Genomic DNA, 14,282 nt, shown 5'->3' with positions numbered 1-14,282 from the left:
GGTACTTACATCTAGTTGAATAGATAAATTATTCGTTTAATACCGCTTGATAACAAGCAGCAATTTATTAATAACTAACTTTGTTGTACACACTTGAGTGCCCTATCGTACTGCTGGCAAATAGTTTGAATATCCATCGGCTTACCTATGTAATAGCCTTGTGCATAATTCACTCCCATTTCAGCGAGTTTTTCCAAGGTCTCGCCATCTTCAACAAACTCGGCAACCGTCGTTTTTTCTAACGCATGTGCCGTCTCATTTATCGCTTTAACTAACACTAAATCAATTGGATCTTTAAGCATGTCTTTAACAAAGGAACCATCAATTTTCACACTACCAGCAGGTATTTGCTTTAAATAGGCAAAGGTACTAAACCCAGTGCCAAAATCATCAATTGAAAAATGGCAGCCCAATTCACTTAAGCGACTGATCATTCGTTGAGTTCCAGTAATATTAGACAAACTGGCACTTTCAGTGATTTCAAATACCACCATAGACGGATCAATACGATATAGGGTAAATTTTTCTTTAATATAGTCATATAAGCGATCATCACTAAATGCCTGAGCTGATAAGTTAATCGCTAAGCGTTTTAATACTGGATGCTCATGCATTAAATAAAGCGCTTTACCTATAACGTGACGATCTAATAAATGCATATCCTCGACTTTTTCTAACGCAGGGATAAAATCATCTGGAAATACAATGCGATCATCAACAAGCATACGAACTAACGCTTCATAACCAACAATTTCTCTGGTAGACAAGCTCAGAATGGGTTGAAAATGCAACACAATACTATCTTCAACTAACACTTTTTGAAGCTTCTGTGCCCATTCAAAACTGTGTTTTAATTCATCCGTGACTTTGTCATACTCTCTAAAAATATGTGTGCGATTTCTGCCCTTTTCTTTGGCGGCAAACATCGCAATATCGGCGTGTTGTAAATACAATTCACTACTGGCGGAATGACCGTCAATTGCCGAGATACCTATACTACAACTGACCTTATAAATTTTATCGTCAAAGCAAAAGCTAGAGCTGGCAATAGTATGACAAATACCAGACGCGACAACATCCGCAGCCTCAACATCTGTATCCATCAACAACATCGCAAATTCATCACCACCGATACGACACAAAATATCTGTTTGTCGAGTACGCTCCGACAATATTCGGGCGATTTCTTTTAATACTAAATCCCCTTGATGATGCCCTTGAGAATCATTGATCACTTTAAAATGATCTAAATCGATATAAAGCAAACTATGAACAGAACCAGAGCGGGCAACATCATTAACCGTATCTCTGAGTTTACCATCAAAATAATGGCGGTTATGGATGCCGGTTAGGGTGTCGTGCAAAGCAACGTGTTTAAGCCTTTCTTCGGCCTTTTTACGCATGGTGATATCGTCTAAAGTGCCTGATATACCGATTAATTCATCTTGTTCATTAAAGTATGGAGTCAGGACTATTTCGCACCAGAAGCTTTCGCCATTATCCTTAGATAACTTGACTTCCATACTCTCGAATGTCGATTTTCCTGATAATAAATGTGCAATCGCTTCACTGACAAATTGCTTAGTTTTAGCGCTGCTACCATGAACATAGTCGACAAATAACTTACCGATACTTTCAGAAACCATAAAGCCGGTCATTTTGTACCAGGCACTATTTAGAAATAAGATCCGCCCTTTGGCATTTATTTCAATGACAACACTATTTAAGCTGTCAAGAATGCGGTAATGGGCTTTCGATAATGATTGAAATTTTTGCTGTTCATTTACCAATGCCAAACTTTTCGAGGCAAATTGTTCTGTTGAAACTAAAAAGTCTTCTCGCTTAATAGCAATATCACAAACTTTACGCAGTTGCTCTGCTTTAAATGGCTTTTGAATGTAATCGGAGGCACCTTTCTCTAACATGATCTCAGCCAGATCAATAGTGCCATGAGCAGTCATAGCAATCACCACCTGATTAGGATTTAGTTCGATAAGCACATCGAGGACTTCATCCCCTGACATTCCAGGCATCATAATGTCAAGAAGCACAATATCGTACGAGTTTTCTCGAAACGCCTTGATACCAGTAACGCCGTCTTCTGCTATGGTAATATTAAACTTATGCTTAAGCATGCGTTTAACCAGGTTAGCAGTATCTTCAGTGTCTTCAATCACTAACAGTTCAGGTAAGGTATTAAGCTTGTCTTGCTCCGCTATAACTTGCGACACCACATGGCTTACCATGTCCAATTCTTGATAGGAAATTACCTGATTAATGTCAAACATTCGCGCGGTAGTTTCCGCTATCCGTTCACAATAATTTTCAGTAACCAGTAAAATAGGTAATAACTCGCTGGACGCCAGGATGCCGGTTCGGATCAAACGAGCTAAGCGCCAACCATCTATTTTGCCTATTTCAACTTCTGTAATGACTAGTTCAACTGTTTTGTTACGTAAAACACTCATAGCATCTAAGCTATTAGCTGTTTGAATAACATCATGTCCAGCGGTTTCTAAAGAGGTACAAACATTTTCTCGGATGTGGTCATCATGTAAAATTAATAATATAGTCAACGTGTTACTCACTACAAACCCACTGAAAGATTATCTTTTATCATTATATTTATTATCGACATTCAGTACCGTCAATTAGCTTACCATTCCACACTATACAATAAATGTAAACAAATCTACGGGCTTTAAAAGTAAATTTTAGTTTTGCTAACTAAATATTAACATCCTTGTCGACAAGACACGCTATCAACAATAGGAAATAACGACAAACTAGTATATTTACCTCTCTAGAAATTTCACCACTAGCGATAACTTCTTATGTAAAGCATCCTGTTAGCTTATCTAAAGTTCTAGTGACGGGGCTAAATAATAACAGTCGCCATACATTTGAAAGACATCGATCATCGAGCCAATAAATAACTCACATTACGTACCGTTTTAAAAATACTTGGCACTTTAGGTTCATCACCTAGCGTTTTCTAATTCTCGATATTCGAAGCTCAATGGAGCGCTCTATGCCATCAATAAGGTAAATGGAAAATTTCTTCATCTTTATTAATGCTCACGTAACGGCTACTCGCATTCACCTTAATGCGTTATCTACCAATTCAAATACTGCTATTTGGGTTTAATCAACTAAGCGATTTCTATTCATCAGAAAATATCGGTGATAATGAAAGGTTCGTTATTGCGCATCCTCAATCTGGCGTTTGGGTGATTTCATTTAGCGACTTTACAGATTTTTCTAACGTAGAGTTAACATTCTTTGCCCACTAATGATTGATCGTGTTTTTGCTCATAGCGAGCAGGTTTTATTATTGCCAATATCAACTCTTTTCTCTATTTGCTGTTGAATATGCCTTATCACCCAGTCCCCATCATCAAGAGTTAAATCATGGCCTGCGCTCGGATGGAGGAAAATTTCCCCCTCACTAAACTGTTGAATATCTTTGCTTGCCTGACAATTTACTATTCTATCTTGAGAACTCGCTAATACTAATGGTGCAACATTAAGATTTGCGGTCAGTCTAAATTGTGATGCAGCAATTAATTGCCTGATCAAATTCCTCCTCGATGTATGAGACTGCATATAGTAATCCAGCCACTGACTTAATACTGATGGCGCTAAAGCCAGATTTGACGTCTGTTGCAATATTACTTTTTCAAACATATCAGAACGTGAGTTTATCAACACCGCTAACAAGAGCTTTGTTAAACTCACTAGTTTAATACGTTGATACCAGGGAGTTAAATTGGCGACACTGGTATTGATTAATGTGATGGATGCGATCTCCTGCGGATAACGCTGTGCCCAATCAAGCGCTATCATACCTCCTAAAGATAAGGCGACTAAATCGAGCTGTTGTGGCAGCTCTTGCCTTTTTTTTAGCACTTGTTCCCGGCAATGGTCGGTATAATCAGCAATAGCGAGTGGACTTTTATTCTGGCTAAATTCACCATTGCCTAAAGTATCTATTGCTGTAACGCTATCATAGGGAAGTGCTTGTTGAAATTGATCAACAAATTTTCCCCAATGGCGCTTGTCTCTTCCTAGGCCTCTCAGTAATAACCAATGCCTGTGGCAATTTTTTAACTCCATAGCTAACGATACCAATGATTAACCGCCGAATGGCGCAGGGATTTTTTGTTTTTCTTATTGGGCAACCAATTTAAATAACTAATAGTTGCCTGAGTCAAAAAATCAAATAATACCAGATGGCGGCGTTGTACCCGGTTCCATCTGTGCTCGACATCAGGATTAAACAACCCCTTATAGGAAAATAATTGCCTAGGGCGTTTTTTTACCCAGTTCCATGATCCCATTTCCAGCGTCAATGACAAAAAAGGCTTTTGAAACTCATACTTAACCACTTTAGCAATATGATCCCACAAATCACCATGAGTGATGTAATGCTTAGATTGCGGTTCAAATATATAATTATTATGTGGATAGGTTTGCTGCCATAATTGGTAAAGCGCAAAATAGCTGGCGACTTTTTTCGGCGGACGTCTTCTGTAAGCATATGGGATCCAAATTCTGTCATTAAGGCCAAACCCAGAATGGCAATCGATCACCAAATTAAATGGTCTAGGTAAACATTCTGTTTTTAAAAAGTTGACTAAAAATAGATTTTCTCGCTCCAACCCGTTTTTACCGCGGTACCAGGGGAGACGCCGACTAAATTCTTGTCCGCCCACTAACCAAGGCACTTTTTCTTTTGCATCTACAGGGGAGTTACGCATTAGATCGACGCCATTATCATTAGCGCGTGTGCCTTTTGCCATACCGCCAGGGTTGATCACCGGGAGAAAATTAAAACGTACCTGAGTTAACAAATGTTTAAAATTGCTATCCCACTTTGCCCGTTCAACCAAGGTATGCAAATAGCTTAAAATCACCTGGCTACCGATACGTTCTATACCATGAATTCCACCGACAAAAGTGATCGCTGGCGCTCTAAGCTGCTGACAGCCAAATGATAATCCTACTAATGGTAACTTATGCTTAAGCTGTTTCGAAGTATAGTCAACAACATCGTAAACTTTAGTGACTAACAGTCCATCACTTTGCGCCAGTAGTTGAGCAATTGTTGCATATTCAGGCAATAACCGCTCTACCTCATCATTAAGGTAATCTTTAAAAGAACGACTAACGAAAGTCATAGGTTCCACTTGGCTGTCTAATGGCATCAGCTTTTTATTAAATAGCTATCATATCTATTATAAGTTTAAGCCAAAGTTCACGAGATAATCGGCTGTCTTAAAAGTTTAATATTTATCCTCTAGTGCTGTCGAAATTTCGACATCTAACTGTCACATCAATAAGATTAAATAGCGTAATTACTCTTAAACGAGAGCTTATCATGCCTGAATTACCTAAACTAAAACCGCAAGCACAGTATTTATCTATCGACTACGCGAAAACCTTGATCGACAAACCATCGATCACCCCAGATGACGCAGGTTGCCAAGCTTGGATAATAGAAAAATTAACGGCAATAGGTTTTAGTTGCCAGCAGTTTAATATCAACGGCGTATTAAACATGGTAGCGAGCATAGGGCAAGGTAAAAAAACCTATGCCTTTGCTGGACACACAGACGTTGTCCCTCCTGGTAAACGTGAACTTTGGCAAACACCACCCTTTAAAGCAACTGTCAAACAAGGTAGGTTAATAGGTCGTGGTGCTGCCGATATGAAAACCGGTGTCGCAGCAATGCTGGCGGCTACCGAAAAATTAATTGCTGCCAATCAAACTTTAACTCAGCAGTTTGTCTGGCTAATTACCAGTGATGAAGAAGGTGAAGCAGAATATGGCAGCCAGTGGCTCCAAACCTATTTAACCGAGCAAAATATTCAACTTGATGCCTGCATCGTAGGCGAGCCCACTTCTAATGCCCTAACCGGAGATACCATCAAAGTTGGCCGACGTGGCTCAGTGTCATTTAAAGTCAACGTATTTGGTAAACAAGGCCATGTTGCCTACCCAGATTATGCTGATAACGCTATACATAAGATGAATGCTTTACTCAATAAACTAAACACCATTAAATGGGAGCAAGGCAGTAAAGACTTCCCCGGTACTAGTTTGCAAATTACCCATATTAATTCCGGCAATTTTACCGATAATCTCGTACCGGACAAATGCAGTATTTGCTTTAATATTCGTTATAGTGCCAAGTGGTCACAGTCAATGTTGACCCGCTTTATTGAAGATTTAATTAAACAAGTAACCAAGCAATATACCATCGAATGGGACAGGCCTTGTGAGCCCTACCTAACCACAAATGTTAACGAGCAATGTTTAATCCACAGTATTGAACAAGCCATTTTCCGTCATACTGGAAAATTCCCGTTGTTATCAACTTCTGGTGGCACTTCAGACGGTCGTTTCTTTAAACAACCATATAATCAAGTAGTTGAAATAGGTGTACCCAACAATACTATCCATCAGGTTAATGAAAATATTCAATTATCTGATTTAATGCTACTGGAAGATATTTATACCAGCCTGCTATTTGACCTGTTTACCGAATAGTCGATAATCATTAAATAAAAAGAAGCTGATACCATAAATTCATAAGTATCAGCTCTAAAGCATTGCCTGATAACTAACACTAATCGCCGATATAACGCAGGCGTTTCTTCTCTTTTAGCATCGAGACATCTGCTAGTACCAGGCCATCGATGCAGTCATTAAAATCAGGGTCAATATTAAAGCTTAAAAACTTCACTCCACCAGGCTCACATAACTCAGAATATTGTTTATAAAGTGTCGGCACTGTCACGCCCATATTAGCCAACAAGTGCTTAAGCTTAGTAAATTCTTGCTTATAACTTTCCCCAGGAAACACGTCTTTGAGTTCAGGTAGCAAGGTACAAGGAGTTTTCGCTCTTGCTAGTAATCGTTGTTCGCCAAAATGTGAGCAATAAAATTGCACCATTAAATCTTTTGCTGCTTGAGGGTAACTATTACTTAGGCTCACTGGACCAAATAAATAGCGATACTGCGGATGACTTTTCAAAAATGCGCCAATACCGTACCAAAGATAATCCAAACTGCGCTTACCCCAATACTGAGGCTGAACAAAACTACGTCCTAGCTCTAGCCCTTGCTCAATATATGGCAACATATCATCGTTATAATCAAACAAGGTAGAAGTGTATAATCCGGGCCCCTCCTTGTCGTGATATAGTTTTTTAGCATCACCTAAGCGATAAGCACCGATAATTTCCAAATCATCTTTATCCCACAAAATTATGTGAAAATAGTAACTATCAAAATGATCAACATCTCTTCGTTTATTACTCCCTTCACCAACGGCGCGAAATGCCACTTCCCTAAGACGGCCAATTTCTCGCATAATAGTTGAACTGCCATTATGCTGATAAAGATAAATCAACTTACCGTCCGCTGTTTCCCCAAGCACAGTGCAGGCTTTTTTAATCGCTTTAGTCAGTGCTTGTCGCTCTTCTGGTAACGCGATTGCTTTTTGCGTGCCAAATATTGGTTTTTTATTGCAACCAATACGGTACAGATGTTTTTTTAATAATTTAACTTGCTGGGGTAGCGCAATGCGCGCTGAGTTATAAGACTCATACGGGATCAATTCACCTATTCGCATTGGCAAATGCTTACGACGTTGCTTAAACATTTCCTTAACCAGCAACAATGTCGATAGTGGCTTGTAGATCATCGAGGCCCCATAAAATAACGGCGAATTTTTTGCATCGATAAATATCGGTAGAATTGGTGCTTTCGCTTTGTTTGCCATACGTAAGAAACCGCTGTGCCAACTGTTATCTCTCACCCCTTCTATACATAAACGAGAAACCTCACCAGCAGGAAAAATTAACAAGGCACCATCAGACTGCAAATGCGCATCTATATTTCGCAAGCACTCTTTCGCAGTCCCCCCCTGCATATTATTAACCGGTAATAAAACATCGTGCAGTGAGTTAATCGCCATTAGCATTTCATTAGCCACCACTTTTATATCGCTTCTAACTTCGCTGATCAGTTTTATCAGTGCTAAGCCGTCAATTGAGCCAATTGGATGATTTGCGATGATCACCACACGTCCCTGACTTGGAATACGTTCTTTTTCGTTATCCCTAACGGAATAACTAACATTAAAATACTCTAACACTTGCTCGACAAAATCGATCCCTAATAAATGGGGATAATATTGGCCAAACTCAGAAATTTCTCTTTCATGTAATAAGTGACGCAAGGCAAAATTTACGGATTTCGACAGCCAAGGGCGATTTGCAACCTTTGGATAATGTTTGTTGACGACTTCATTAACGCTAAACATATTATTCTCGGGTTAGTTAAATTTGAAAGGAATAGTGTTCATCATTGCTTTATGCAACCTTACGTCCGTTCACTACCTTAGGTTTCGCTGATACATCCACCAAATGATTAGCCTTAGTGACAAATGACCAATACACCAGTGATAACTCACCGCTTTGTGTTTCCACGATTGCCGAGCAATTTTCAACCCAGTCACCATCATTGAGATATAAAATCCCTTGCTGCTCTACAATTTCAGGATGGTGAATATGACCACAAACAATACCGTCGAACCCCTGATTTTTTGCCATTGCTATGCAGGCATTACGATATCGGGAAATCGCTTGATTCGCCCCTTTTAGTTTGCGTTTGATATGACTCGCTAACGACCAGTATGGTCGACCAGTTTTAACCCGACACCAGTTGTACCAACGGTTAAGAAACAATAAGAAATCATAAAGCACATCGCCAATCCAGGAATGCAGTGGACCAAAGCACACTTGTGGATCAAATTGATCTCCGTGTAGTATCAGTAGTTTCTTCCCTTGAGCGGTGGTATGAGTATAACTGCGGTGAATTTCAATATCGCCAAAATTCATACCATCATATTGCTGAAGTGGTTCATCATGATTGCCGGGTAAATAAATAACCCGTGTCCCTTGTGCCGTAAGAGACAATAAATAATGAAATAGTTTATTATGGTCTTTAGGCCAGCGAAACTGTTTGCTCATCGCCCACAGATCCACTATATCGCCTACTAGGTATAATGTGTCTATTTGACATTGCTGAAGAAAATTAAGCAGATACTCTGCTTTACAATCTTTACACCCTAAGTGAATGTCAGATAACCACACGGTTTTATAGTGCATTTTCGACATAATGTGTCCTGTGATAGCAAATTTATTACATAAGCATTGGCTAATCACAAAACTAGCGGGAATTTTTTACACTTCTGTGACGTTTTTTTTAACTTGATGTGACAATAGAAGTTTCAGCAAATAAATAGCGAAAACAGGTTGGAGTTAACAAAACGTTGATTATCTTGCTAACAGATAACCAACATTGCGCACAGTTTTAATTAAACTGGGTAATTTAGGATCGTCACCCAACTTTTTCCTAATGCGAGAAATGCGTAAATCAATCGAGCGATCAATACCATCATAGGGCAAACGAAAGATTTGTTCATGTAACGATTCTCGAGTAACCGTATTACCCGCATGTTTGGCAAGCAACACAAGTAAATCAAACTCCGCACTCGATAAAATAACTTCCTGACCATGGCTTTCCACCGAACGGCTGCCAGTGTCGAGTTTAACCGTATCATGACAGCACCAAATGCTGGTTTCCTGATGCGTTAACTGCAATTGACTTTGCCGACGAAGCTGTGCACGTATATGCGCTAATAACACTCTCGGTTTTACCGGTTTAGCCAAATAATCATCTGCGCCAACTTCAAGGCCAGTTACTTCGTCAATATCATCGCCTAATGCCGTTAGCATAATGATAGCGCCTGAAAAATCGGCTCTTATCGACTTACATATAGTTAATCCATCAATATCTGGCAGCATTAAATCAAGCACGATAACATCAGGTTGATGGGTAGCTATCAGGGTGTCGATATCACGACCATGATGAGAATAATGCACCTCAAAGCCATTGGTTTGCAGATATTGACTCACCAGCTCCGTTAGCTCGACATCATCATCTATCATTAATATAGTATTTACGCTCATTACAACTACTCGTTATTCATTCAGGCTACTGATTGATGCTATTAGTCAATGTAAAGTTTGCTTTCTCTTTTGGCACATCAAATTCAAGCCAAAGTTTATGTGGCATCCGCCGACAATGATCCGCTTTGACTCTGACAATGGTTAAGTTTTGCGCTTGCCAGTAAAGCCGAAAAGACTTTTCTGTGGTACACCCGGTAGAAGTCACTAATATATGCAATTTCTGCTGCTGATATTTGATCCCGTGAATAGCAGAAACGCTTTGTGCGGCTGCACAGCCATTAACTAACATAGTCATCATTATAAAAATTTTTCTCATGGCAATTCTCACTTAATTTGCGCTAAGTTCACGCTTATTGCAGCAAATTTATCAGCGGCTAACCAGTTAGCTTTTGTAGGTTAATGTATCCAATTGTACAAATAGCCATAACATTAAAAGCGATACATAATCGACGCTTCAACTCTTCGCCAATCATCATCACCAAAACCTAATTCTATCTGCTTATCGCCAATATCAGCATTTAAGCTCAAGGTTAAATTAGGCAAAATTTGGTAGCCTAATCCAAAAGCCAACGAACGTTTATCTTCTTTTGCCCAATTAACTAACGCAAGATCATCAATGACATAATGCAGATGATCGCGTCGATATAACAAATAAGCACTAAACGTTGAGGATGGCAAATAATACCCTCCCAGATAAAGCTGTCTATTATCGTAAGAATTAAAGGCATCATCCGCTTTTTGCTTGCGATACTTAAATCCGGTAATTAATCGAAATTGACTGGCAACACGATAAGACAATTCAATCCATGGTGTGGTCACACCTGCATCATGAGCTTGTAATAGTTTATGATAATCATTGTTTTGTCTATCGACGGCCAATTTCACTTTAGCTGGGCCAAAAGGTACAGTTAACGCTAATCGGCCACGAGTTTTCTGTAATACATGCTGACTTGAGCGCTGATAATTACTTGCCTGTAGGTTAAGCTCAAATAACCAGCGATCAATTTGTAATAAATATAGTGACGAGTCCAACTGATAATTAGTGTGCTGACTATTCGACTCTTGGTTGTAATGACGATTATCTATGGTTAAATCATTATCAAAAGTAAATAAAGTAGGATAACCAAACAGCTTGATACTATAGTCAGGACGATAGCGATAATTACCATTAACAAAGTAACGCTGATAACTCACCTCTGACTGCTCACTAACGCGTTCTCTGTCCCAGTATTCATCAGTTTCATAATACTCGACATAGTCATAATCAGCATCAACAGCCAAATCCGCGTTACTCCCCTCATCGAACCAATATTCTTCTTGATATTGAAATTCATCATACAGATAAACCGTATAGCTATTTTTGCTTTGATCAATTCCAAAACCAGCACCAAGATCCAGCGAAAAATTATGCACTGACAACGTTTGATTTAATTTTTTCTCCAGTAAGCGAGTGATTTTTTTAATAGTTTCCGATTCTTTTTGTGATAAAGACAATGATTGCAAGTGTTGTATCACCTGCTCGGCATCTTGATACTGATGTAACTTGATATAATTTAGCGCCAGTTCAATATTTATACGCTTATGGACAAAATTATCGCTACGAAGCAGACTCAATACATCAAGGGCTTTTTGGTAATTCCCCGTTTTTCTATAATTTATCGCTTGCTTTAATTTGGTGTTTTGCTCTGATTGCTCCGCATTTACCTGTAACATCAAGCCACTTAGCAAACTAAGTACCACTAACTTTAAGATAAATTTATTCAATATCGTCAATCTCACTTTGTTTTATCATTGGAAATTTTTCGACTTCTGGTAACCAAACGTCGCTTTGTGCATCAAAGTCCATTAAGTTGCTATTATCCAACTGATTGATGATCAGCTCTTCTTCCCCTTGTACTCCAACCGCACTTTTAGGCTTATTCAAAAGCTTTTTATCAACGGGCAAGTGTTGCTTTAAAATTTTTTTCGGGAGCACTAAGTCATCTAATTCATCAGCCAGTTCTTGCTCAATATCCAAATCATCAAAACCGTCGTCAAGCAAGCCTTGTTCAAGCAATTCAAATTCATCCTGTTGCTCAATATATTGTTGTGGTTTGGAAAGCGGCTTAAGCTCTGATAGCCGTTGCTGCTTATCTATCGTTAATAAATCCAGTTGCTCAACTACCTCTTCCATCGACTCTAATATCGCCTGCTCTTGTTCAAGTGTTGCCAACTGTTCTTTGCCTATCGCTTTATCAAGCTCAGTTAATTGTGATTCAAGTGCACTTTCGCCCTGTGCAAACACAGAGCGAATAAAAAATAATAAAACAAGGAATAAATAGCTATTATTCACCTTGTTGTGCTCCATTTGTTTCACGGCAATTAACCATATTCCTTGGCCAGGTAAATACCAATTTAGCGCCTTGAAATTTACTATCCTGCACGGTGACATCACCTCCATGCCAACGAGCAACTTGCTTAACGATTGCAAGCCCTAATCCATATCCGCCCGATTGTCGATTTCGACTGGCGTCAATACGTTTAAACGCTTGAAAAATGTCGTTACGCATCAACTTAGGGATCCCCGGACCGTCATCTTCTATCCATAAGGTATTCATATTATGGTCGACAAAAAATTTAACCGCTATTTTTGTACTAGCATACTTCATCGCATTTAATAACAGGTTTTCAATTGCCCGTGTGAGAAATCGCTGATCGGCAAACACCTGGTGTTCACTAACATCAAGCGTGATCGTTTTACCACAGGGCGCCTGCTTCTTGAGCAGCTCCTGCAACAAATGTTCAATGTTAACTGCATCTAGCTGTAACTCAGGGCGTTCTCTCTTCAGCTTAGAAAACGTTAGTACTTCATCAATTAACGTTTCCAGTTCATCTAAATTTCGCTCAACACCTTGAATATGTTGCTGTTCTACAAATTGATTTTCCATCGACGCTAAACGAAATCGGATACGGGTGATCGGTGCACGTAGCTCATGTGAAATCGCCCTGACCATATCATCCTGGGCATCGATTAACTTATGGATACGAGCAGCCATCGCATTCACGGTATTGGAGAGTTTGCCTATGGCATCAAATCCGATAGGAGCACTTTCAGAGACTTCCTTATCATGACCGATTTGTTCTATTTGTCGATCAACTTCTGCCAAGCGTTGCTCTAACGGCCGCACTAAATAGAAACTGGCTGCTGCCATGAATATTAGCATCATCAGGGCAACTGCAATAATTAGCCATAACGGGAACCAGTCAAAAAAAGGAATATTATCAAGTACTAAGACATAGGGGCTATTACCTATCGGTGCATAAGCTGTCATGGTCGAGCCACTGACACCCGAGACATTTACCACTACGGCAATGTCCCCCTTTTTAATGGTGCGTAAAGTGGTAATACTGACATTAATATCCATCAAGCTTTTAAGCTGAATTGAATAATTAAATCGGCTGCGTAACCCCTCTAAGGCATCTGGTCGTTCGGTTTTCTTATGACGCCCTAATTCATTTAACATTAAAAACGCACTGATACGCACTAATGAACTACCAAAATCATCTAACTGAACAGAAAGATAGTTTTGTTGCTCCGGCAATAAAATATAGACATAACTGCTGGATAACGCGCTATCGACTTGAAAATAAAATTTATCTTTTATTAATTGACCTAATTGATGATCTGTCAGTTTTTTATCACTAAAATCATGTGCTTTAAATTTTAAGTCACTTAACCGCTCAATCGCCGACAACCATTGCTGCCTTTGGCTACCGCTGTGGCGAGCTATCCCTTGCGAAATCAAATAAAACGTACCACTGTAATTTTGATAGATATGATCAGTTATGCGCTGCTTACTTAAATAGTAAACAGACAGGGTAATAACGACCGTAATTAACATGATCGCTACCAACATCCCCATATAGATACGAAAAAATATGCTGTGCATATACTTATCACTTATTGATATGACTTCACTTTAACTTGGCTATTTTGCCTGCTAGCTACTTAATTAGCCATTATAATTATTTAGCCAGCGGTAACGCTTTGTATCCATTTGTACACTCCCCGTTGTATCAACATCACCAATAATTTCGAACTGTCATATCCACCACCCCCTATCTCGTCTGGAGACTCCTTGAGTTATACCAAGTAAAATAGTTTAACTAGCTGCCTACAAAATGATACACGACGATGAATTTTGCCACTAAAACCTGTGCCTTGAATCGATTTAAAGTGATGACGCTGCTTAGATAAA

Annotated in this window: 11 protein-coding genes; 1 reads left to right on the top strand and 10 read right to left on the bottom strand. The window is 39.2% G+C overall.

The features are described from left to right. Positions 1-74: 74 nt before the first annotated feature. The 3 genes from QQK06_RS18440 to QQK06_RS18430 form a co-directional block, all read right to left on the bottom strand. Positions 75-2,576, bottom strand: coding sequence for a GGDEF/EAL domain-containing response regulator (locus QQK06_RS18440; RefSeq protein ID WP_284246280.1), 2,502 nt, complete (start codon positions 2,574-2,576; stop codon positions 75-77). Between the two features lie 736 nt (positions 2,577-3,312). Continuing rightward, complete coding sequence (locus QQK06_RS18435; RefSeq protein ID WP_284246278.1) at positions 3,313-4,116, bottom strand: alpha/beta fold hydrolase; 804 nt, start codon at positions 4,114-4,116, stop codon at positions 3,313-3,315. A gap of 2 nt (positions 4,117-4,118) precedes the next feature. Next, complete coding sequence (locus QQK06_RS18430) at positions 4,119-5,207, bottom strand: M14 family zinc carboxypeptidase (RefSeq protein ID WP_284246277.1); 1,089 nt, start codon at positions 5,205-5,207, stop codon at positions 4,119-4,121. Between the two features lie 173 nt (positions 5,208-5,380). Here QQK06_RS18430 and dapE point away from each other — a divergent pair, with 173 nt between their 5' ends. Next, positions 5,381-6,553 carry a succinyl-diaminopimelate desuccinylase gene (gene dapE, locus QQK06_RS18425; protein ID WP_284246276.1) on the top strand — a complete coding sequence of 391 codons (1,173 nt, stop codon included), beginning with the start codon at positions 5,381-5,383 and terminating at the stop codon, positions 6,551-6,553. Between the two features lie 79 nt (positions 6,554-6,632). On the opposite strand, the gene olsF is transcribed toward dapE, so the two are convergent. The 7 genes from olsF to QQK06_RS18390 form a co-directional block, all read right to left on the bottom strand. Beyond that, positions 6,633-8,333: a bifunctional ornithine lipid synthase OlsF gene (gene olsF / locus QQK06_RS18420; protein WP_284246275.1), complete on the bottom strand. Its 1,701-nt coding sequence runs from the start codon at positions 8,331-8,333 to the stop codon at positions 6,633-6,635. Between the two features lie 49 nt (positions 8,334-8,382). After that, a complete protein-coding gene (locus tag QQK06_RS18415; protein ID WP_284246274.1) occupies positions 8,383-9,189 on the bottom strand; it encodes a UDP-2,3-diacylglucosamine diphosphatase in 807 nt (268 codons plus the stop codon). 159 nt (positions 9,190-9,348) lie between these two features. Beyond that, positions 9,349-10,044: a response regulator gene (locus tag QQK06_RS18410; RefSeq protein ID WP_284246273.1), complete on the bottom strand. Its 696-nt coding sequence runs from the start codon at positions 10,042-10,044 to the stop codon at positions 9,349-9,351. Positions 10,045-10,069: 25 nt separating this feature from the next. Continuing rightward, positions 10,070-10,360 carry a hypothetical protein gene (locus tag QQK06_RS18405; protein WP_284246272.1) on the bottom strand — a complete coding sequence of 97 codons (291 nt, stop codon included), beginning with the start codon at positions 10,358-10,360 and terminating at the stop codon, positions 10,070-10,072. A 113-nt stretch (positions 10,361-10,473) separates the two neighbouring features. Then, the gene (locus QQK06_RS18400; protein ID WP_284246271.1) at positions 10,474-11,808 is read right to left on the bottom strand and encodes a TonB-dependent receptor; all 1,335 of its coding nucleotides are present in this window, start codon (positions 11,806-11,808) and stop codon (positions 10,474-10,476) included. Beyond that, the gene (locus QQK06_RS18395) at positions 11,801-12,376 is read right to left on the bottom strand and encodes a hypothetical protein (protein ID WP_284246270.1); all 576 of its coding nucleotides are present in this window, start codon (positions 12,374-12,376) and stop codon (positions 11,801-11,803) included. Before QQK06_RS18395 ends, QQK06_RS18400 begins: the two co-directional genes overlap by 8 nt. Continuing rightward, complete coding sequence (locus tag QQK06_RS18390) at positions 12,369-13,973, bottom strand: ATP-binding protein (RefSeq protein WP_284246268.1); 1,605 nt, start codon at positions 13,971-13,973, stop codon at positions 12,369-12,371. Before QQK06_RS18390 ends, QQK06_RS18395 begins: the two co-directional genes overlap by 8 nt. Positions 13,974-14,282: the final 309 nt, after the last annotated feature.

It is taken from the genome of Thalassotalea insulae (genome assembly GCF_030161395.1).
GTDB classification, from domain to species: Bacteria; Pseudomonadota; Gammaproteobacteria; order Enterobacterales; family Alteromonadaceae; genus Thalassotalea_E; species Thalassotalea_E insulae.
The sequence above is the reverse complement of the archived record's forward strand: the minus strand, read 5'-3'. Positions and strand labels throughout refer to the sequence as shown.